Origin of the sequence: Saccharothrix sp. HUAS TT1 (genome assembly GCF_040744945.1) — a bacterium.
Classification (GTDB): domain Bacteria; phylum Actinomycetota; class Actinomycetes; order Mycobacteriales; family Pseudonocardiaceae; genus Actinosynnema.
Window position 1 is genome coordinate 8,132,674 of record NZ_CP160453.1, and the last position, 23,347, is coordinate 8,156,020.

Consider the following 23,347-nt stretch of genomic DNA (forward strand, 5'->3'; position numbering starts at 1 on the left):
AATTCCGGTAAAGCGAAGATCACTCGGTTTGCCTCTCCGATTGCCTGCCTGCCCGCCGTAACGCGGAGAGCCCCCGCCGCGACGCACAGGTGGCTGCTCCAAGTGGGGTACGCCGGCGGTCGCCAGTAGCATCGCGACCTCAGCACAGCACGACAGCTCGGGGGGAAGACCTTGCCTTCAGCGGAACGGCCCACGACGCCGAAGCCGGGTCCTCCGCCGGCGGTGCAGCGGTGGTTCCAGGAGCGCACCTCGCCCTACCCGTGGGAGCAGGACGGCCTCGACGCCGTCAAGCGCCTCATGCCGAACGCCGAGCCCTACCGCGCGTGGGCGACGTTCTCGTTCACCGCCGCGTCCGGGCGGATCAACGAGTGCGACCTGCTGATCGCGGTGCCCGGCGGCCTCTACCTGGTCGAACTCAAAGCGCACCCCGGCCGGGTGGTCAACAACGGCGACACGTGGAGCTTCTTCGAGGACGGCCGCACCCGTCCCCGGACGCTGCGCAACCCGCTGCACCTGACGGACCTGAAGTCCAAGGAGCTGAAGTCCCGCCTGGAGTGGGCGGCCAAGGAACTGAAGATCAGCCAGCGGGTGCCGCGCGTGGAACCGGCCGTGTTCCTGTCGGCTCCCGGTTTGGTGTCGGGACTGGACGACGTGCAGCGCGTGCGCGTCTACGGCCGTGACGATGCCTCGCAGGGTCTGCTCTGGATCTGGCGCGACCTGCTGGCGACGCCGCCGCAGCGCGAGGCGCAGCGGATCACGCCCGAGTTCTCCCGGCACGTGCTGCCCAAGCTGCTGGACAAGATCGGCATCCGGGTCTCCACCGCCCACCTGCGGTTCGGTGACGACTGGAAGCTGACCACCGACGTCCTCGACGCGGGCCCGACCTGGGAGGACCGCCTCGCCCGGCGCGAGCAGCCGGTCCGCGAGGAGGGCCGGGTCCGCATCTACCTGACTCAGGCACAGGCGACCGAGGACCAGCGCCAGTCGGTCGAGCGGGCCGCCCGGCGCGAGTACCAGGTGTTGCAGGGCATCACCCACCGCGGCATCGCGCAGGCGATGGAGATCCGCGAGCACCAGGGCGGCCCGGCAATCCGGTTCGCGCACCGCGGGACGGACCTGCGGCTGGACTCCTACCTCGCGCTGCACGAGGACCGGCTCACCCCCGAGACCCGCCTCGACATGGTCCGCCAGCTCGGCGAGGCCCTGCGCTACGCGCACAGCCGCTCGCTCTACCACCGGGCGCTGGCGGCCCGGTCGGTGTACGTGTCGGCCAAGGAGGACGGCTCCTCCCCCGTGCTGCGGGTGATCGACTGGCAGAGCGCGGCGCGGGACTTCGACACCACCGGCATGTCCTCGATCATGACGTCGATGCCGGGCAGCCACCTGCCCGACGCGGCCGGCGTCTACCTCGCGCCCGAGTTCGACCAGCCGTACTCCGACCCGGTCGACCTGGACGTGTTCGGCCTGGGCGCGCTGGCCTACCTGATCGTCACCGGGCAGCCGCCCGCCACGCAGCGCAGCGGCCTGGTGGACCGGCTGGCCCGCGAGCGCGGCCTGCACCCGTACGCGGTGAGCGACAGCGTGTCCGAGGCGTTGGACTCGTTGGTCTTCCGCGCCACCCAGGCGGACGTGGCCGACCGGCTCGACTCGGCGGAGGCGTTCCTCGACGCGCTGGACGGGGTCGAGCGCGACTCGGCCGTGCCCGAGACCCACACCGCCGAGGTGGACCCGCTCGACGCGACCCCTGGGCAGCCGGTCGACGGCCCGTGGGTGGTCGAGCGGGTGCTGGGGACCGGCGCGACGGCTCGCGCCCTGCTGGTGCACCGCACCGACGAGGACGACGACGGCACCGAGACAGTCACGCGCCGGGTGCTCAAGGTCGCGCTGGACGAGGACAAGGCTGATCGATTACGCGCCGAGGCCGACGCGCTGCACCTGGTCGGCGGCGGTGTCGTCGTGAAGCTGCTCGACGGCCCGCGCGTGCTCGGCGGCCGTACCGTACTCGACCTGGACTTCGCCGGTGATCAGACGCTAGGCGCGCGCCTTCGCGCCGAGGGCCGACTCAGCTACCACTACCTGGAGCGGTTCGGCAAAGACCTGTTCACCGCCCTCGACCAACTCGCCGCCAAGGGCGTGCGGCACCGCGACCTCAAGCCCGACAACCTGGCCGTCTTCCGACGCGAGGACCGGTCGTCGCAGCTCATGCTGTTCGACTTCTCCCTGCACGGGGTGTCCGAGCGGGACGTGAAGGCGGGCACGCGCGGCTACCTCGACCCGTTCCTGGACACGCCGCGCCGGCCGGTCTTCGACGACCACGCCGAGCGCTACGCCGCCGCCGTGACCCTGCACGAGATGGCGTCCGGCGAGAAGCCCGTGTGGGGCGACGGCCTGACCGATCCGCGCACCGCGTCCGACGAGACGCCGACGCTCGCGACGGCCTCCTTCGAGCTTGCCCTTCAGGACGGCCTCACCGAGTTCTTCCTGCGCGCCTTTCACCGGGACGTCGACCGGCGGTTCGACACTCTGAGGCAGATGGAGGACGCCTGGCGCGCGGTGTTCGCCCAGGCCGACGCGGCGAGCCCAGCCACCACGCCCGCCACCGTCGGCCTCGACGCGGCGACCGTGGAAGGCGCCAGGGAGAAGCACGCCGAGGCCGCCGGCCTGAACACCCCACTCGATGCGGCCGGGCTGTCGCCGCGTGCGGTGTCGGTCGCGCAGGGGTTCCGCGCGACGACGGTCGGCGAGCTGCTGGACGTGCCGCTCTACGAGATCGCCAAGGCCCGCGGCGCCGGTCGGGTCATCCGCAAGGAGCTGAACCGCCGCCACAAGCAGTGGACCGCCAGGCTGCGCGGCGCGGCCGAACCCGCTCCCATCGAGCGGGAGGAGAGCGAGACCGCGGTCCAGCTCGGCGTGGACGACATGGCGGACCGGCTGGCTCCCCGTTCCGCCGGCAAGTCCACCAAGCAGGAGCAGGTGCTCCGGCTGATGCTGGGGTTACCCGACGAGAGCGGTGTGCCCGAGCTGTGGGCGAAGCAGTCCAAGGTCGCCCGCGTCGTCGGTCTCGCTCAGCCGACGGTGTCCCGGCACTACCGGGCGGCCGTCGAGCAGTGGGCGGAGCAGCCGTGGGTGGCGGAGCTGCGTGACGAGCTGGTGCAGCTCGTCATCGACGCCGGTCGGGTGATGACCGCGCGGGAGCTGGCGAAGGCGGTGCGCGTCCGGCACGGCGCGGCTCACGACACTCCCAAGCGGACGCTGGCGAAGGCGCTCGCCGTGGTGCGGGCGGCGGTGGACGCCGAGGAGTGGACCGGGCTGCACTCGGACGACCCGGACGCCAGCCCTCGCCTGCTGGTCCTGCGGCGCGGCACACGGGTGCTGATCGCGTGCGAGTCGCTGGCTGGGCAGAACGATCCCAGCGCCATCGAGCTGGCCGACTACGCGGTGGCGCTGGGCAAGCACGCCGACGACCTGGTCGGACAGGACCCACTGCCGGGCCGCGGTGTCGTTCTGCGCGAGCTGCGCGCCGTGACCGCACCTGAGGGCTTGGCGCCGCTGGCGGACACGCGCCTGGTGGAGCTGGCGGCGGCCGTGTCGCAGCGCGCGGCCGACTCGCCGCGTCTGGAGCTGTACCCGAGGGACCTCGACCTGGCGCGGGCGCTGCGGATCTCGCAGGCCGGCGCTGGTGTGCGGCGTGAACCCGGCATCACGACCGAAGAGTTGTGCCAGCGGATCCGTGCGCGGTTCCCGGAGCTGGCGTGGCGCTCGGAGCCGACGCACGTGCGCATGGAGGAGGCGCTGCGCGAGGCCGGTGTCCCGTTGGAGTGGGACCTGTCCACCCACCGCTTCCTGCCACCTCAGCCCGGACACGCGCGTGCGTCCTCGTCCACCGGCACGTCGGTCAGCACCCACGCCCTGCTCGGCAGTATGCACGACCCGTACGCGGTGATCACCAGCAAGCTGGCTACGGCGTTCGAGCGCGGAGGCTTCCTCGCTCTGACGCTGCGCGGCGCTCAATTACCCGGCACAGCCGACGTCCTGGCCCAACTCCACCCGGTGCGGCAAATCGACCTGAACCAGGTGTTCCTGACCGAGTTGCGGAAGCTGGCTGCCGAACGCGGACAGGACTGGAGCAAGGTGCTCGGCGTCGATGCGCGTTTCGCTGAGTCCGGCGAGATGCCGCGAGGGCTGGCCTCGTACGTCAGGGCCGCTTGGACGCACGTTAAGGAAGAGCTGCTCGATCCGTCGCTGGGCAGAGACGTATTGTTCGTCCACAACGCTGGGCTGCTCGCCCGGTACTTCCCAGAAGGTGGCCATGAGCTGCTGACACACCTTCAGAACGCCGCTCGGCGGCCGGTCGGCGCGCCGCGTGGGCTATGGCTGTTGTGCCCTGGTGAGTCAGCGCGGGAAGCAGCGCAAATCGACGGTCGGACCGTCGAGGTACTGGACGCCACCGAGCAACTCCCCCTGACTCGGAGCTATTTACTCCATATGCGCGCTGACAACGTCATCGTTGCGTGATAGAAAAGGAGTAAACTGTCCTGGGGAAGGTTTTAGTTGGCGCGCGCACGATTAGACCACGCCATGCTCCTGAAAGACTTGCGCAAACAGGTCACTGTCCTGGAGGAAGATTTACGAACGCGCAGTGACGAGGAGCCGTTCGCCAGTGCGCTGAAGACGGAGTACGACGAAGCGCGCAAGGCCGAGCGCACTGCGGCGACGTATGGTGCGTGGCGGGACGAGCGTGTCACGCAGGTCGCGGTGGCGTGGGTGCTGGGCACGGTGTTCGTGCGGTTCTGCGAGGACAACGGCCTGATCGAGTGGCCGTTCATCGCCGGGCCGGGCAATCGGCTAGCCGATGCGGTGGAGCGGCACGAGGCGTTCTTCAAGGAACACCCGGAGAAGAACGACCGGGACTGGATCGTCGCCGCGTTCGACCACCTGGCGTCGTCGCACAAGACCGTCGAGGGTTTGTTCGACAAGCGATACAACCCGCTATGGGAGATCACGCCGTCGTTCGAGCAGGCTACGGCACTGCTGAACTTCTGGCGACGACGCGGCGACGACGGCGAGATCCGCTACGGCTTCGCCGATGACGACTGGGACACTCGTTTCCTCGGCGACCTCTATCAGGACCTGTCGGAACACGCACGCAAGACTTACGCGTTGTTGCAGACGCCGGAGTTCGTGGAGGAGTTCATCCTCGACCTGACGCTGGAGCCAGCCGTCGATGAGTTCGGTCTCAAGGGTCTACGCACCATCGACCCAGCCTGCGGATCAGGTCACTTCCTACTTGGCATCTTTCACCGCCTGCTCGCGAAGTGGCGCGTCGCCGAACCCGGCACAAGCGACTGGGAACTGATTTCCCGATCTCTTGAATCGGTACACGGCTGCGACAAGAACCCATTTGCCGCTTCCATCGCTCGCTTCCGTCTTCTAGTAGCCGCACTACGCGCCGCAGGGAGACCGAGGTTGGAGAAGGCGTCGATCTTCCCAATCAACGTCGCCGTAGGCGACTCGTTGCTCCATGGCCACGGAGCACCCGGCGTACAAGGAAGTCTTTTCGAGTCAGAAAATGCTTACACCTACCGCACAGAAGACGTTGCCGAATACCGGTCAATCAACCTTCTCGGCGCATCGAGCTATCACGCGGTAGTAGGAAACCCTCCATATATCACCCCCAAAGACAAGCAAGAAAACGAAAACTACCGCCGGGGCTACGATGTCTGCTCGGGCACTTACGCACTATCAGCACCTTTTGCACAGAGATTTTTTCAGCTCGCAAAAAGATCTACGGGCGATAGCCGTAACGCTGGGCACGTTGGACAGATTACAGCAAACTCTTTCATAAGACGCAAGTTCGGCAGAAAACTTGTCGAAAACTTTTTCCCTACCGTCCATCTCACAAGAGTAATCGATACTTCGAGCGCCTTCATTCCTGGACACGGAACACCCACTGTAATCTTGGTGGGAAAAAATCATTACGGTCGAATCTCAGACCCCATCCGCCTCGTACATAGTCTTAAAGGCGAACCTAGCGAACCGGAAGTACCGGCGGAAGGTGCTGCCTGGCTTGCCGTGTCGACACTAGCTCGACATCCTTTGCACAAGTCAGAATGGGCTCTTTCGCGCGACGCGGATCGACTGGAATTCTCTAAGCACCCCTGGCCTCTAACTGGAGGACTTAGCAGCGAAATCGCGAAAGCAATGGAGTCGGATTCGATACCCCTAGAGAATCGCGTCACTTCAATAGGATACACCGGCCAGACAAACTCCGATGACTCCTTTCTGGCGACACTTAAATCGCTGGAAAGATCAAAGATAAGCCCAGATTTTTATAGGCCCTTCATTACCGGTGCAGACATCCGAGACTTCACAACCCAAGTCCACCAAGTGGCCATCTTCCCCTACAGCACCGCAGGAGAGCTACGAAAGATTAACGAAGACACTAGCCTACTTCGCCGAATGTGGCCGCATAGGACACTACTTGGCTCACGAGCCACATTTAACGGATCAACCTACCGAGAGGAAGATCGCGCTTGGTGGAGTTGGCATCAAGTTGCTCGATCTAGGCTCTCAGGTCCCGCTCTGACATGGTCTTTTGTTGCAACACACCAACATTTCGCATATCTTGATGACTGCATGTTGCATAATAGGTCCGCACCACTGCTCAAATTGCCAGAAGATGCAAGCCGGAAAAGCTACCTATCACTACTCGGCCTGCTAAATTCTTCAGCAGCATGCTTCTGGCTAAAGCAAGTTAGCCACGACAAAGGGAGCCAATCCGGAAGCGGCGGCTTCATGCACGACGAATGGGAGCGATTCTACGAATTTACAGGAACCGGCCTCCAGAAATTTCCGGCCCCCCTCAATCTTCCCGTTTCTACGGCGGAGATACTGCATAATCTCACACAAAAGCTTACCGAAGATGTCCTGCCTATGAAGAAAAGCCCGTCAAAGCTTTTCCGTGCGAATCTTGATGCCAGGTCAGCAAAAAAGCAGGATGTTCGAAGGAAGGTCATCGCTTTACAGGAAGAGCTGGATTGGAAGGTGTACGAGTCTTACGGCCTGCTGAACAGAAGCGAGGCTGGAATGGTTCTATCAAGCAATACAGAGGTCGTACCTGAGGTCAACCTTGGAGAACGCGCTTTTGAGATCGTTTTGGCGCGCAAGGTAGCAACCGAAGGAGGCGAGACTGTATGGTTCACCCGTCACGGATCCACACCATTTACCGAAGTTCCGAATCACTGGCCGCAGTGGTACCAAGACATTGTGCAGGCGCGCATTGAAATAATCGAGAAGCGACCTGACATCGCCCTGATTGAGCGTCCCGAGTACAAGCGCCGCTGGGCCACTGTCCCCTGGGAGAAGCGCGAAGCTGAGGCCCTGCGCAACTGGTTGGTGGACCGCTGCGAGAAGCCCGAACTGTGGTTCGCCCTGCGCGACGGCATGAAGCACCCCCGCACGCTCACCGTCAGCCAGCTCGCCGATCAGTTCCGTGACGACGCCGACATGAACTCCGTCGCCCAGCTCTACGCGACCGACCACCTGAAGAAGCGCGACCTCACCCTGGCCCAGGTCCTCGAACAGGTCATCGCCGACCAGCACGTCCCCTACCTCGCCGCCCTCCGCTACAAGGACTCCGGCCTGCGCAAGCGCGAGCAGTGGGAAGAGGTCTGGGAGCTTCAGCGTGAAGAGGACCGCACCGGCAAGCGCCTGGACATCCCGGTGCCCCCGAAGTACGGCAGCGGCGACTTCCGGAAGACGAGCTACTGGTCCCAGCGCGGCAAGCTCGACGTCCCCAAGGAGCGCTTCATCTCCTATCCGGACGCGAGCCCCGACGCGGACCCGACGCTCCTGCTCGGCTGGGCCGGCTGGGATCACAAGGACCAGGCGCAAGCGCTGGTCAACACGGTCAACGACCGCACCGAGCAGTCCGGCTGGTCCGCCGAACGGCTGACCCCACTGCTCGCCGGCCTGCTCGAAGTGCTGCCCTGGGTCAAGCAGTGGCACGGCGAGTACGACGATGAGTGGGGCGGAGTCCCCGCAGACGAGTACGACGCCTACCTGACCGAGCAACGGGCCAAGCACCAGCTCACCGAAGACGACCTGCGCGCGTGGCGACCGGCCGCGCCCACGCGGGGACGACGCGCGGCGAAGAAGGACTGATCAGCTGTGAGCACGGCAGAGATGTACCTGCGGGACGTCATCCACATCCCCGAGTCGGTGCACGCGGGCGACTTCAAGGTCGAGCTGTCCGGTGGGTTCACCGAGACGGACGCCCGGGTCTCCGAGTACGTGGTGACCGACCAGCTCCAGGCGGCGTTCCGCAAGGCCCTCTCGGTGGTGCGGGCCGCGGTGCGCGACGGGAACTCCCACGCCGCGTACCTGCACGGGTCGTTCGGCTCCGGTAAGAGCCACTTCCTGACCGTGCTGCACGCCGTGCTCCACAACGAGCCGTCCGCGCGCGAGAAGACCGGCCTCCAGCCGGTGATCGCGGAGAACGACGACTGGTTGGGCGGCAAGAAGTTCCTGATGGTGCCCTACCACCTGGTGGGCGCCGCCGACATCGACTCGGCCATCCTCGGCGGGTACGTGGCGACCACGCGGAAGCTGCACCCGGACAAGCCGACGCCCGCCGTGTACCGGTCGGACGCGATGCTGGCCGACGCACGGCGGCAGCGGGAGTTCTTGGCCGACGACGGCAAGTTCGCGCAGTGGTTGGAGAGCGGCACGCCGCAGGAGTCCGGCGACGAGGACGACCTGGACCCCATCGACTCGGTGTCGACCTGGACGACCGCGAAGCTGGACCAGGCGTTCACCGCGCCGCAGGGCGACACGCTGCGCAGCGCGCTGGAGTCGGCGCTGCTGTCGGGCCCCATGTCCTCCTACACGCGTGGCGCGAGCGGTGATCAGCAGGCGTTCATCCCGTTGGAGAACGGGCTGGCGGTGATCAGCCGGCACGCGCGCGACGTACTCCACTACGACGGGATCATCCTGTTCCTGGACGAGATGATCCTGTGGTTGCAGGCGAACATGAAGGACCAGAGGTTCGTCAACAACCAGGTCAGCAAGCTGGTGAAGCTGATCGAGTCGGGCGACGCGGACCGGGTGCTGCCGATCGTGTCGTTCATCTCCCGCCAGCGCGACCTGTCGAAGCTGGTCGGCGAGGACGTCACCGGCGCCGAGATGAAGAACCTCGAAGCGCAGGTCAACTACCTCGCGGGCCGGTTTGACGTGGTCGAACTGGAGGACCGCAACCTCCCGGCGATCATCAAGGAACGCGTTCTCAAGCCGGTGTCGCCGCAGGCCCGCACGGCGTTGGACGAGGCGTTCGCGACGATCGAGTCGGCCAACGCGCTGTCGCGGGACGTGCTGCTGGACTCCGGGGGCGTGACCGGCGCGACGTGGGCCGAGTTCCGTGACGTCTACCCGCTCTCCCCCGCGTTGCTCAACGTGCTGGTGACGCTCTCCGGCGCGTTGCAGCGGGAGCGCACGGGTCTGAAGTTGCTGCAGGAGATGCTGCGCCGCCGTCGCGCGGACATGAAGCTGGGTGAGCTGATCCCGCTCGGCGACCTGTGGGACGTGCTGTCCGACGGCACCGGCGAGGCGTTCACCGACAAGCTCAAGCGCGAGGCGGACGCCGCCCACCGCTTCCACTCGAAGGTCCGCGCGCACCTGCTGGAGAAGTACGGCAGCGAGGGCGACACCCGGTTCGTGCAGGACGACCGGCTGGTCAAGACACTGCTGCTGGCCTCGCTCGCCCCCGCTGTGCCGGCGTTGAGCCGGTTGACCGGCGCGCGACTGGCCGCGCTGAACCACGGGTCGATCCGGTCCCGGGTCGGCACGCCCGCGTCGGTGGTGGTGCAGCGGCTGCGGGCGTTGCAGGCGGAGTTCGGTGAGCTGCGCTCCGAGGGCGACGAGGACCCGGTGTTCAGCCTGCACCTGTCCGACCTCGACATCGAGCCGCTGCTGGAGAAGGTCGGCGAGCAGGACAGCCTCGGCGCCCGGCGAGTGTGGATCAAGGACCAACTGTGGCAGGCGCTCGGTGTGAAGGACTCGCAGGAGTTCGTGTCCGAGCGCGAAGTCGTCTGGCGGGGCACGCGGCGGGTCGCCGAGTTCGTGTTCGGCAACGTGCGCGACCACTCCGACCTGCCGGACATGCAGTTCACGCCGAGCGTCGACGGCCGGGTGCGGTTCGTGCTCGACTACCCGTTCGACGCGGCCGGGGCTCCGCCGGTGGACGACGCGCGACGGGTGCAGAAGCTCAAGCGCGAGGGCACCGAAGCGGCCACCGTGGTGTGGTTGCCGCACTTCCTGTCCAGCCAGAAGTCCGGGCAGCTCGGCCGTTTACTGAAGATCAACTATCTGCTGGAGCGGGACCGGCTGGACGACCATGCGGCGAATCTGTCCACCGACGACCGGATTCGCGTGCGGCACCAGTTGCAGGCGCAGAAGGACAACCTCACCACGCAGCTCAGGGCAGCGTTGCAACAGCTCTACGGCATCTCCGGCGGCGACGAGGGCACGATCGGCGCGGAGGTCGGCGAGGACGGGCACGTGTTGTCCCTGCTGCCGTCGCACAAGCCGCGCCTGCACGGCGGCGCGGCCTTCGAGTACAACTTGCTGGCGCTGGCCGACAGCGCGTTCGATGTGCTCTACCCGAAGCACCCGGACTTCGACGTGACCCGCAGCCGCAAGCCGGTGACCACGGGCGAGCTGCGGACCGTGCTGAAATGGGTCACCGAGGCACAGGAAAGCGGCAACCAGCGTATCGTGGTGGACCGCAAGGACCTCGCGCTGGTCCGGAAGATCGCGCACCCGCTGGAGCTGGGCGAGGTCAGCGACGGGCCGCTGAACCTGTCCACAGAGTGGCGCAAGCGCATCGAGCAGCACGCCTCCCGCGAGGGCGTGACCGGTGACTTCGACGTGGAGAAGATCCGCTCCTGGATCGCCGCGATGGGGTGGACGGGACTGGACAAGCCGGTCGCGAATCTGATCATCGCCACCTACGCGTTGCTGTCCGACCGCGCCTGGCTCTACAACGGCGGCCCGACCAACCCGCCGGAGCTGGAGCGCATCGGTCCCGGCTTCAGCCTGCGGGCGCAGGAGCTGCCGACGCCCGACGAGTTCACGGCGGCGAGGGAGAAAGCGGGCGCGCTGTTCGGCGTGCACGTGCCGGACGCGCGGTTCGCCCGGAACGTGGCCAAGCTGGCGGGTGAGGTGCGGGCGAAGGTGGTCGAGCTGGAGCCTGCGGTCGGTGGCGTGCATAAGTCACTGCAGAGGCACGCGGAGGAACTCGGCGTCGACCCCATGCAGGGACGTGCGAGAACGGCACGGGACGCGGCGGACGTGCTCGCCGTCCTGTCCGGCGAGCAGGAGCCGACGAAACTCCTGCGTGCCCTGGCGGGTGTGAGCTACCAGGCGACCAGCGAGGTGATGAGCCGTGCCCTGACCTCCGCACCGAAGGTGCTGGCCGCGTTGGACGGCGTGGACTGGTCGCTGCTGGCCTCCACGCGCGAGTTCGTCGGACGTCCGGACAGCGCGGGCGAGATGGCGTCGCGTCTGGTGGACGACGTGCGGCAGGCCGCCGAGGCCGACCAGCTCGTCCGGGACTTGGTGCCGGTGCTGGGGTCGGTCCAGTCGCGGGCCGTCGCGGTAATGAAGGAGGCGGCGCGAAGCACGCCTGCGCCGCCTCCCATCCCACCGGCTCCGAACCCGACGCCACCGACCGGTGGTGCTGGCGGCATCAGCCTCACGAACACCGGCAGCCCGCCTGTGTCTGGCTCCGGCGGCACCAGTGGGTCCGGGCCGATCGTGTCCGAACCCGTGCCTCCCACTCCCCCGCCCGGTCCGCGCGCGTCGCGCGCCACCCGCCGGGTCGCGCCCACCGCGGTGGAGGCCGAGCTGGGCAGGCTGGTGGAGGAGATGCGGCGCGAGGTCGCCGACTACGCCCGGCAGCACCCCGGCGCGGAGATCGAGATCACGCTGCGCGTGGTCGGGCCGGAGAGCGGGTCCTGATGGCCGTTGCCCCCCAGGTGAACCGGCGGATCGTGGAGACGCTGCTGGAGGCCCACCTCCCCGATCCGCGCGACCGGCGGCTGCTGCTCGTGCACGGCCGCTTCGACGGGCCGTCGCCAGCCGAGTTCAAGATGACCATCGGCGGCAAGGCCAGGCGGATCACGGTCACCGACCAGCCGTCGGTGCTCGGCATTGTGGAAGCGTGGCAGGCCCATCAGGCGGCCGGTGAGGACGACGTGCTGGTGGTCACCACCGTGGTGGACGACCGGCAGCTCGGCTGGGACCTCCGGGCCCACGCCGTCGGCAAGGCCACGCAGACGGTCGACCGAGTGGAGATCGTCAAGCAGCGGTTCGGCGCGAAGGACGTGGACCCGCGCATCCGCCGCGAGCCGTGGCTGGTGGATGCGTTGCTCGACGCCGAGCCCACCGGCGGCTGGCGTCGTCCGGGGACGGTGCTGACCAGGGACGCCGCCGTGCGGGCGCTGATCGGCGCCCGGCTGGGCGGTGCCGAGCTGACCGAAGGCGGCATCGACGCCGCCGCCCTGCTCGCCTGGTCCCGCACGCCCGCCGCCGCCGGGTTCGCCACGTTGCCGGAGTCGGAGCGCAAGGGCCTGGTGTCCTGGCTGGAGGAGAATGTCGGTGACGCCGCTGCGGTGTTGATGGACCTCGCCTCGGCGGGACGCGCGGACGACGCGATGGCGTTGGGGATCCTCGGCTCGGTCGCCACCGGCAAGGGCGTGGCCGGTGAGATCGCCGTCGCGTTCGGCGGGCTGCTGGGCGTGCGGCCGAAGGGCAACCAGCTACCCGCGTTCGTCGACGCGGTCGCGGGCACGCTGGACCGCTGGCTCACCGAGGTCCAGGCCGGTGGTGAAGCCGCGCGGCGGCGGGTGCTGGACGTGGTGACGCGGGCCGACGAGCTGGCCGAGTCCGCGGAGCTGACCGAGGCGCTCGCCGGGAACCGCTACCTGCGCAGCGGCTTCCGCTCACGCTTGCGGACGTTGGGGACCGCCTTGTCCCGGCGCCGCGACGACGCCGCCGAGAAGTCGCTGCGGGACGTGGAGGAGCACGCGCTGGCGGAACTGTTCCCCGCGCAGACCTCCACCGCGTCGATGGCCGTGCGGTTGGTCCGCTGGCTCGGGCAGCCCGAGCCGCAGGTCGAGTCCGTCGCCGGCGCGATCCGCTCCCACCTCGGCGAGTGGGGTTGGGTGGACCGGGCGCTCGCCGTGCTGTGGGCCGGTGATGAGGTCCACGACCCCGTGCTGGGGCAGGCGTACCGGAGGGTCCACGACGCGGTCCGGGAACGGCGGGACCGGCTGGACGAGTCGTTCGCCCGGCGGCTGGCGGCGTGGACCACGACTGCGTCCACGCTCAACCCGGCCGGGTGCTTGTTGGTCGAGGACGTGTTGGAGCGCGTCGTCGCACCGCTGGCCAAGGAGCACGCGCCGCTGGTTCTCGTGCTGGACGGGATGAGCAGTGCGGTCGCGGTCGAACTCGGCGAGCAGCTCGCCGAGCGGGGCTGGCACGAGGCGTCGTTGGAACACGGCGGGCGCCTCGGCGCGGTCGCGGCGATCCCGTCCGTGACCACGGTCAGCCGGGCGGCCCTGCTCACGGGATCGCCCACGGCGGGTGCGCAGGGAGTCGAGAGGGACGGGTTCGCCGCGTTCTGGCGTCGGCGCCACCGCCAGGCGGTGCTGTTCCACAAGAGCGAGATCGGCGGGCACGCCGGGCAGCGGTTGTCGGAACCGCTGGTGACGGCGCTGGCCGGGGACGACGTGGTCGCGGTCGTGCTCAACACCATTGACGACGCGCTCGACCACGGCCGTGAGGGCAACCGCACCGGCTGGCGCGTGGAGGACGTGACCTACCTCCGGGAACTCCTCGACGCCGCACGGGCCTACGGGCGGCCGGTGGTCCTCGTGTCCGATCACGGGCACGTGCTCGACCGGTCCACCGACGGTCGCACCCCGACCGGCGCGGCCGGTGTCGAGTCGGTGCGCTGGCGGCTCGGGACGGCGGAGGACGGCGAGGTGGGACTAGCCGGGCCGCGGGTGCTGGCCGGTGGCGGCCGGGTGGTCGTCCCGTGGCGGGAGGACATCCGCTACCTGCAACGCCGAGCCGGGTACCACGGCGGGGCGGCCCTGGCCGAGATGACCGTTCCGGTGCTGGTGCTGCTGCCCGCCGCGGACCAGGCGCTGCCTGCTGGGTGGCGGATGCTCTCGCCGGAGGACGTCACGCCGCAGTGGTGGGGCCGTCGAACCGAGGTGGTGGCACCTGCACCGCAACCGCGTCGGAAGACGCCCAAGGCTCCGGCCGCGCCGGAGTCCGAACCGCTGTTCGCGGCACCCAGCACGTCGCTGGGTAGTCGGATCGTGGACACGAAGGTCTACGACGCGCAGAAGGAGTTCGTGCCCAAGGGCATCCAGAAGCCGCAGATGGCGGCCGTGATCGACGTGCTGGTCGAAGGTGGCGGCACCCGATCGGTCGTCGCCGTCGCAGCCGCTGCCGGGCGGGCCGGTCGCAGCCCCGAGTTCCTGGTGAGCATCCTGCAACGCCTGCTCAACGTCGAGGGCTACCCGGTGCTGACCCCGATCGACGGCGGGCGGACGTTGAAGCTGGACATCGACCTGCTGCGTGAGCAGTTCGGGGTGGGGAAGCCGTGACGCCCCCGGTCAGCGAAGCTCGCCGGCGCGAGGTGATCGCCGCCCTGCGGCGCGGCACCGTGCCCCAGACAGGGCTGGACCTGTTCGCCGTGGGCCTCGACCGGTTCACGGTGGCGATGGACGAAGACATCGCCACCGCGGCCAAGGGCGGGGCGGCGTTCCACGCGGTGCGCGGTGAGTACGGATCGGGCAAGACGTTCTTCGCCCGGTGGCTGGCCGAACGCGCGAAGCGCGCCGGGTTGGCGGCCACCGAGGTGCAGATCTCGGAGACCGAGACGCCGCTGCACCGGTTGGAGACCGTCTACCGGCGGCTGACCGAGCGCCTCAGCACGGCGACGCACCGGCCGAGCGCTTTGGGACCTGTGGTCGACTCGTGGTTCTACACGCTGGAGGAGGAGGTTCTCGACGGCGGCGAGGTCGCCGAGGACGACGAGCAAGCGCTGTCGGAGGCGGTGGACGTCCTGCTGGAGCAGCGCCTCGCCGAGGTGGCTCGGACGACTCCCGCGTTCTCCGCGGCCCTGCGCGGCTACCGGCAGGCGCGCGTCGCCGGTGACGCCGCCACGGCGGAAGCGCTGCTGGCCTGGTTGGGCGGGCAGAAGTCCGTCGCCGCGTCGGCCCGACGTGCGGCGAACGTGCGCGGGGACCTCGACCACTTCGCCGCACTCGGTTTCCTCCAGGGACTGCTGACCGTGCTGCGGGACAGCGGGCACCCCGGGTTGCTGCTGGTGCTGGACGAGATCGAGACCCTCCAACGGGTGCGCGGCGACGTCCGGGAGAAGGGGCTCAACGCACTTCGACAACTGCTGGACGAGATCGACGCGGGCCGCTTCCCCGGTCTGTTCCTGGTGATCACCGGGACACCCGCGTTCTTCGACGGGCAGCAGGGCGTGCAGCGGCTCCCACCGCTGGCGCAGCGGCTGGCCACGGACTTCACCACCGACCCGAAGTTCGACTCCCCTCGGGCGGTGCAGCTCCGGTTGCCCGGGTTCGACCTGGTCAAGCTGGGTGAACTGGGACGAGCGGTGCGCGACCTGTACGTGGGCGTCGCACGTCACCCCGACCGCGTCTCGTCCGCCGTTGACGACTCTTACGTCGCTCAGCTCGCCGACGCGGTCACCGGCGGCCTGGGTGGCCAGGTCGGGGTGGCGCCGCGAATCTTCCTGCGCAAGCTGGTCGCCGACGTGCTGGACCGCGTGGACGAGCACGACGACTTCGACCCGCGCAGGCACTACGCCCTCACCCTGGCCCAGTCCGAGCTGACGGAGGTCGAGCGGAACGCGGCGGCGCGCTCCGCGGACGACATCGCGCTGGACCTGCCGTGACCAACGGCCTCGACGGTCTGCACCCGGCGTTGGTGCACCACATCGTGAACACGCTCGGGTGGAGTTCGTTGCGGCCGTTGCAGGCGGAGGCAGCGGGGCCGTTGGTGGACGGTGACGACGCGGTGCTGCTGGCGCCCACCGCCGGGGGCAAGACGGAGGCCGCGTGCTTCCCGTTGCTCAGCGCGATGGAGCAGCATAAGTGGACGGGGTTGTCGGTCATCTACGTGTGCCCGCTCAAGGCACTGCTGAACAACCTGCACCCCCGCCTGGAGGGCTACGCCTCGTGGTTGGGGCGCCGGGTCGGTCTGTGGCACGGCGACACGACCCAGGCCACCCGCCAGAAGATCCTCCGTGATCCCCCGGACATCCTGCTGACCACACCGGAATCCCTGGAGGCGATGCTCGTCAGCGTCAAGGTCGAGCACGGCGCGTTCTTCGCCGGTCTCCGCACGGTGGTGGTGGACGAGGTGCACGCCTTCGCCGGCGACGACCGGGGCTGGCACCTGCTGGCAGTCCTGGAGCGCCTGTCACGAGTGGTCGGGCGACGGATCCAACGGGTGGGCCTGTCCGCGACGGTCGGTAACCCGCACGACCTGCTGGACTGGTTGCAGGGTTCCAGTCGGGGAGCCCATCCGGCTCGGGTGATCGCGCCGGGGGTCACCGGCACCGCCGTGAACCCCGCATCGGTCGGCGAGATCGAGCTGGACTACGTGGGCTCGGTGTCCAACGCGGCCACGGTGATCTCCTCGCTGCACCGAGGCGAGAAGCGGTTGGTGTTCTGCGATTCCCGGCAGCTGGTGGAAGAACTGGGTGAGGCGCTGCGCAGCCGCGGTGTCACCACGTTCCTGTCCCACGCGTCCCTGTCCGTGGACGAGCGACGGCGGGCTGAACTGGCCTTCGCCGAAGCCCGCGACTGCGTGATCGTCTCCACCAGCACGTTGGAGCTGGGCATCGACGTGGGCGACCTGGACCGGGTCATCCAGATCAACGCGCCCGGTTCGGTGGCGTCGTTCCTGCAACGGCTCGGGCGGACCGGTCGCCGGGCCGGGACGGTCCGCAACTGCCTGTTCCTCGCCATCAGGCGTGACCAGGTGGCCTGGACGGCGGGGCTGCTCCTGCTGTGGAGCAGGGGTTTCGTCGAGCCGGTCACCGCCCCACCGCAGCCGCGGCACATCGTCGCGCAGCAAATACTCGCGTTGGCGCTGCAGGAGAACCGCATCGGCGACCGGCTGTGGGCGGAGGGCTGGAACGGCTTGGCGCCGTTCGACCGCAGCGCCGAGCCGATCCTGCGGCACCTGGTGGACAACGGCTTCCTCGACCGCGACGGTGACATGCTGTTCATCGGGCCCGCGGCCGAACAGCGCTTCGGGCGCAGGCACTTCATGGACATGACGGCGGTGTTCACCGCGCCACCGCAGTTCACCGTCCTGCACGGTCGCCGCGAGATCGGGCGCACCGACCCCGCGCTGCTCACCGATAAGGTCGAGGGTCCTCGTCTGCTGCTACTGGGCGGGCGAAGCTGGAAAGTCGGGTGGATCGACTGGAAGCGCCGCCGCTGCTTCGTGGAGGAGGCGACCGGCGGCGGCAAGGCTCGCTGGCACACCCCGGGGCTCAGCGGTGCCTCGCTGCACCTGAGCCACGCCGTTCGGGACGTGCTGCTGGGTAGCGATCCGCCCGTGAAGATGACCCAGCGGGCACAACGCGCGTTGACCGAGGAGCGCGAGGACGCGAGCAGCACCGTGCACCCCGGTGGAACGGTCGTGACCCGTGACGACGCGGACGTGCGCTGGTGGACCTGGGCGGGGTACCGGGCGAACGCCACGCTCGCCTCCACACTGTCCGAGCTGACCGATGCCAAGCAGCGCGTGGACGACGCGTCCATCCGGCTCCGCACGGACGTCACCATGGGCATGTGGCGGGCGGCGTTGGTCGACGCGGCCGAGCGCTTGTGCCTGCCGGAGGTCGACGAACGGGCTCTGCAGGGCTTGAAGTTCAGCGAGGCACTGCCGCAGACCCTGGCAACGGCGACATTGGCCGCGCGCCTGGCGGATCTGGACGGCGCGGCGGCGGTGTTGGCCGAGCCGAGCAGGTTCGTCGTCACCGCCGGGGGACCGCGGTAGACCGCGAACCCGCCGTCGCAGCACAGGGGGATCAGCGCCGCCGCCGGTACACCCGCGCCCCTTTCGAGCCGATCCGGTCCAACTCGCCGGCCTGGTGGAGCGCGCGAAGGAGCAACTGGGCCTCCCCTGCGCTGATGCCGAGAGCTTCTCGCACTCCCGCGTTGCCGACACCTCCCACCCGGCTCGCCAACCGCCGGACCACGTCGAGCCTCGGGTCGTCCGGCTTGTCCTCGATCGGCGATTCGCGCTGACCCGGAGGGCGGTAGCTGGCGCCCAGCGGACTCCCCGACCTGAGGAGCGCTCCCTTGTTCACCAGCGCGTTGAGCACTTCTCGGGCAGTGGTCGCGTCGACACCCAACAGGTCGCACACGTCCTCGTTCAGCAGCGGCCTGCGGCGGGCCTCCTCGACCAGGAGGACACACACCCGGTCGTCCGCGTCGTACCTGCCGGCGGGCGTCGGCTCCACCGGAACCCGTTCCACCGGAACCCGTTCCGCGGTGTGGGTGTCGCCGGAGGTGGCAGCGGTGCCGCCTTCCTGGTCGCCGATGTCCGGGTCGGTGTCCGGATGTGCGGGCTCGGGACGGTCGAGGACCGCCGGGGTCCACACCGTCGCGGTCGGGGCTCCATCGCTGACGACTGAGCCGATCGGCTTGATACCGAGGCGGTCCAACGTCTCCCACAGCGGAGCCAGCGCGACGACGCGGTCGAGGTAGTAGGTGGACTCGCGGACCCGCCAGAACATCCACCCGCACCGCTTCAGCTCCTGCTCCCGCTGGAGGTCCGCGACCCGCTGCTCCGGCGTGGAGTGGAACGCGTCGCCGTCGCACTCCACGGCCAGCTTGCCCGCCGCGCCGGTGACCACCAGGTCGATCCGTCGGCCGTTGGTCTCCACCTGGGGCGTGACGTGGTAGCCGCGGGCCCGGATGTCGAGGAACACGCGCTGCTCGAACAGGGAGTCGAAGTCGGGGTGCCGCTTGTCGGGGTCCACGTCGTCCGGCATGGGCGACACCGGAACGGAACCCGTCGTGCTCATGTAGGTCAGCAGCGAGTGCCTCAGATCACCGATCTTCAACCGGTCGGCCGTGACCGAGTGGAACAGCCACAGCTGGTCCTGGGCGCGGGAGGCGGCCACGTTGAACCGCTGCTGGAACTCCCGCCTGGTCAGCGAGATGAATCTCTGCTCGGGTCCGACCACGAGCGACAGCCACACGACGTTGCGCTCGTCCCCCTGGAAGTCCGGGGGGACTCCGATGCGCAGCCGCCGCTCGGTGAACTGCTCGATGGCGATGCGCTTGTAAAGCTCCTCGCGGATGAGGTCGATCTGCGCCCGTCCCTGGAGGACCACAATTCCGAACGTCTTGCCGTCGTAGGCGGGGTCGTCCAGGCACGCCGCCACCGACTCGGCGATGGCCTCGGCCTCCGGCCGGTTGACCAGTCGGTCGTTCGCCCCCTGCGAGTAGCCGCCGCGCACGTACGTCGTGCGCAGCGGCGGTAGCCGGTCGGCGCCGAACTGGCGCACCGGCACAAGCGGCGCGTCCCGGTAGAACTCGTTGGACGACCAGTTGATGATCTCCGGCATGCACCGGAAGTGCTCGCGCAGCCGCACCACCTGGCCGAACCTGGCGCGCAGCATCGAGAACATGCTGGAGCGAGGGCTGAACTCGTTGCGCAGGTAACTCGGGATGTCCGGCAGGTCGGTGTCGATGCGGTTGAAGATCTCGTCCAGCGACCCCGAGGTCACCTCCGAGGGCGAGCACTGCTTGTCGTCGCCGACGACGATGACCCGCGGTGCCAACCACAGCAGGAAGGTGCTGGTCAGATCCGCTTGGCTGGCTTCGTCCACGATCACCACGTCGAACGCGCCCGGCACGGGCGGGATCGACGCCAGCACCTGCTGGATCGGCATCACCCACGCGGGCACGGCGGCTTGGGCGACCATCATCGCCTCGCGGGCCGAGCTGCGGAACCGCTCGGCGTACTTGCCGGTCCCCTTCAGCTCGTTGCTCTTCGCCGACCGGTAGCTCTGCAGGGCCTGCACCTGCACGGCGGTCATCCGGCTCAGGCACGCCAGCCACGCCTTAGCCGCTGCGAGTTCGGCGGTCAGCAGGGATATCTCCTGCACCAGCACGTCCAGTTCGCCATCCAGCGCGCGTTCCAGGTCTGGTGTCGCCTGGTGTTCGACCCAGGTCAACGCACGGGCCCGAGCCCACGCCCGTGGCCAGTGCGCGATCCGCAGCGACCACGACCGGTCGGCGCGGGAACGTCGAAGCTCCTCCGCGAGCGGCCGGTTGGCCTTGGTAACGCGTCCGAGCAGTTCGTCAGCACGGAGCTGAGCCTGGTACTGGTACCGGGCGTCGACGAGAGCCGCCACCGCGTCGCGGTACGCGGCGGCGTCGGCCTCGCGCAGCGCCGCGGCGACCGCTTCGACCTCAGGCGCGGAACGCGCGCCCTCACCCGCGCCGAGAACTCTCCGCGCCGCCTCGTCCAGCTCGACCCGCGCTAAGGATGCGACGCGGGCGTCGGACACCGCGAGCGCGGTGCGGGCGATCGCCTCGGCCGCCGTCAGGGAGTCCACGCGCGGACGCTGCGCAACGGGGATCGGCAGCAGCAACCCGGCGAGTTGCCCGCACGCCGTGACGACGCGGTTGACCGCACTGCAGGCATACCTGACCTGCCGCATCCGTTCTACGAGCACACCCCGGTGGGGGTTGGCGGCGAGGGTGAGGCCGAGTGGGGCGAATGCGGCGTCCAGAACGCGGTGGGTCTCCAGAACCCGCAAGTGCGCGGCCGCGGCCCGCGCCTGCTCGGTTGTCCGGACCGGAGCGCCGTCGACCAGGACGGATGTGTCATAGGCGGCCATCGCCTTCTGCTCATCGCTGCGGAACAGCTTCTTGCGCACCGCACCGCCCTTGTCCAGGTAGTCGGCGAAAGCCCGGAGCACCTCGGCGGCGGGGCCGGGCAGGATGCCGCCCGCGACCTGCACGTCCGCGAAACCCGCCTCGTGGTCGTCGGCGACGGCCTGCTCGACCCGCCCCAGTTGCTGAGCCGCCCGCTCCCACAAGTGGCTTACCCCGCCGGTCAGCAGGCCCTCGGCCATCGACAGCGCCCACGTCGCCTCGGAGGCCAGCCGACGAACCGCGTCGATCGCCTCGGACACCTCGGCGCACGTCGGGCCGAGGTGGGCGAGCCGAACAGCGTCCAAGTCGCCGAGGACCTGGACGAGGCCACCGACTTCGCCTCCGCGGGCTGCGTCGCCACGTGCCACGGCCTCGCTGTACCGGGCCACCGCCTCGCTGTCGGGGAGTTGGTCGGCTGCGGGGAGCACTTGGCCGCGCCGACCCACCCGTTCCGGGGTCTCGTCACGCAGCAGGTCGACCAGCTCGGCGAACTCGTCGCCGCTCAGCGGGAGTGGACCGGAAGCGGGTGCCGGGACCCACGCGTGCTCCTCCTCCGCGTTGACGGTTCGCACGATCCCGGTGAGCGTGCCCTGGTAACCCGACGCGATCTCCGGGTGGACGTAGGTCTCCGACTCACGCAGCGCTCGAATGCGTTCCAGCAGGTCGGCGCGCTTCGTCAACGCATCACGGCGGCGAGCGTCCAGATCGGCGATCTCCCGCTCGGCTCTGACCGGGTTGAAGTCCGCTTTGCGGCCCGCCAGCTGGTTGACGCTGCGCGCCAGTTCCGAGTCGCCCTTGGTGGACGCGTCGGTGAGCGCCACGCACAGGTCGCGCATGGACTCCGGCAGCTTGTCCCGCAACACCCGCAGTGCCTGGGCTTTCTCACTGGTCACGAGCACCCGCTGGCCGCGGGCGAGCAGCGCGCTGACGAGGTTCGCGATGGTGTGGGTCTTGCCGGTGCCCGGCGGGCCCTCCACCACCACCCCGCTGTCACCGCCCAGCCGTTCGAGGATCTGCGCTTGCTCCTCGTTCGCCGGCAGCGGGAACAGCGGCTCCTCGGCCAGCACCGCCGCAGCGGTGCTGCCGGTGCGCTCCAGCCACTGCAGCCGACCCTCAGGTTCGATCGCCCGGACGAGCTGCGCCAAGCCCAGCGGCACAGGCGTGTCGTCCCCCACGAGTGACCTGGTGATGGTGTCGTAGTACTGCCTCAGCGCGAACGCCCCGCGCCGGCGCGCCACGACTGCGGGTGCGAGCGCCACCCGGGCACTCGATCCCACGGGGCGGTCCCAACCGTTGTCGACGACGTACTCGATCTGCAGCGCCCGGGAGGACCACTCCTTCAGGAACCCCTCCGCCGCGGGGTCGAGGACGGATCGAACGGTGTCGCGCAGCCGGTCGCGCATCACCTGACCGCTCGACTGGTCGAACAGGGGAAGACCGGACAGCAGCTCGTCCGCCTCCAGTCTCGGGACCGACTCGTCGGCCAGCGAGCACACCAGGTCACCGGTCACCGCGTCCTGCTCGATGACAACCGACTGGGTGATGAGGTGGACGTGTACGCCCTCCTCTCCGCTGCCGGGTGCGTGCAGGAGTCCTGTCGAGAGGACGAGTTCGACGCTCTCCGGCCGGTCGACGGCCTCGCGCTGGAGTTCGAACAACTTCTCGTAGAGGCGCCTGCGCGGTCGCCGGACCCGTTCACGCTCCGCCCACGGCCGCCACACCCGCATCCAGGACGCGAACTCCCGTTCGAGGCGTGGGAAGTCGGTCGACTGGACGGACCCGCGCAGGGTGTCGACGCGCTGCTTCAGCACCGGTTCCGGTAGGTGATCACCACCGCCTCGGGCCCATTCGACCCAGTTCCGCAACGACGGTGGCGGAAGGGGTTCGCGCTCGTTCGGCACCCTCGGCACGCGAACAACCTGCTCCCCCGACTCCAGGGCTGCGTGGACGAGGCCGAGTTCGTGGGCGGGTGACAACCACAGGGTGTCGAGATACTGGTTCACCTGCCGAACCGGCCGGTTCTTCGCCACCGCGATCTGACGCAGGACTCCCATCAGCCGAGCGACCCGGTCGCGCAGCACGGGGTCGTTCTCAGGAGTGCGCATGCAGCAGTCCTCACCTATCCAGAGCGGTACACCAGGTGCATCGTCAGGCCACCGACCAGCGTCACGGCTGGTAGTGGTCGTCACCGGATCGTTGTAACGGTTGACCCGAACAGGTAAGTGGTTGCAACGCTGCGCCAGGACGCGATCCGATTGCCTGTCGCGCTAACCTCTCCACGCGGCCCGCCGGGCACCGGGTTCACCCCGTCGCTGCCCCCACCCGCACGTGTA

7 protein-coding genes are annotated in these 23,347 nt (G+C 68.8%); 6 read left to right on the forward strand and 1 reads right to left on the reverse strand.

The window, feature by feature from the left end; all coding sequences use genetic code 11:
* The first annotated feature begins 222 nt into the window (after positions 1 to 222).
* The 6 genes from pglW to AB0F89_RS35655 all read left to right on the forward strand — a co-directional run bounded on the left by pglW (position 223) and on the right by AB0F89_RS35655 (position 18,117).
* A complete protein-coding gene (gene pglW / locus AB0F89_RS35630) occupies positions 223 to 4,515 on the forward strand; it encodes a BREX system serine/threonine kinase PglW (protein WP_367130612.1) in 4,293 nt (1,430 codons plus the stop codon).
* A gap of 63 nt (positions 4,516 to 4,578) precedes the next feature.
* The gene (gene pglX, locus AB0F89_RS35635; protein ID WP_367130614.1) at positions 4,579 to 8,163 is read left to right on the forward strand and encodes a BREX-2 system adenine-specific DNA-methyltransferase PglX; all 3,585 of its coding nucleotides are present in this window, start codon (positions 4,579 to 4,581) and stop codon (positions 8,161 to 8,163) included.
* Between the two features lie 6 nt (positions 8,164 to 8,169).
* Positions 8,170 to 12,015: a PglY protein gene (locus AB0F89_RS35640; protein WP_367130616.1), complete on the forward strand. Its 3,846-nt coding sequence runs from the start codon at positions 8,170 to 8,172 to the stop codon at positions 12,013 to 12,015.
* Positions 12,015 to 14,675 carry a BREX-2 system phosphatase PglZ gene (pglZ, locus tag AB0F89_RS35645; protein ID WP_367130618.1) on the forward strand — a complete coding sequence of 887 codons (2,661 nt, stop codon included), beginning with the start codon at positions 12,015 to 12,017 and terminating at the stop codon, positions 14,673 to 14,675. The genes AB0F89_RS35640 and pglZ overlap by 1 nt, the downstream gene beginning before the upstream one ends.
* Positions 14,672 to 15,997 (forward strand): BREX system ATP-binding protein BrxD, encoded by a 1,326-nt coding sequence (gene brxD, locus AB0F89_RS35650; RefSeq protein ID WP_367130620.1) that lies wholly within the window; start codon positions 14,672 to 14,674, stop codon positions 15,995 to 15,997. Before pglZ ends, brxD begins: the two co-directional genes overlap by 4 nt.
* A complete protein-coding gene (locus AB0F89_RS35655; protein WP_367130622.1) occupies positions 15,994 to 18,117 on the forward strand; it encodes a DEAD/DEAH box helicase in 2,124 nt (707 codons plus the stop codon). Before brxD ends, AB0F89_RS35655 begins: the two co-directional genes overlap by 4 nt.
* A gap of 31 nt (positions 18,118 to 18,148) precedes the next feature.
* Here the strand turns inward: AB0F89_RS35655 and AB0F89_RS35660 are convergent, their stop codons facing one another.
* Complete coding sequence (locus AB0F89_RS35660; RefSeq protein WP_367130624.1) at positions 18,149 to 23,119, reverse strand: AAA domain-containing protein; 4,971 nt, start codon at positions 23,117 to 23,119, stop codon at positions 18,149 to 18,151.
* Between the last annotated feature and the right edge of the window lie 228 nt (positions 23,120 to 23,347).

Bases quoted from the DNA above. Each gene is read 5' to 3' on its own strand.
- pglX (WP_367130614.1), top strand. From the start codon at position 4,579: ATGCTCCTGAAAGACTTGCGCAAACAGGTCACTGTCCTGGAGGAAGAT.
- pglZ (WP_367130618.1), top strand. From the start codon at position 12,015: ATGGCCGTTGCCCCCCAGGTGAACCGGCGGATCGTGGAGACGCTGCTG.
- AB0F89_RS35660 (WP_367130624.1), bottom strand. From the start codon at position 23,119: ATGCGCACTCCTGAGAACGACCCCGTGCTGCGCGACCGGGTCGCTCGG.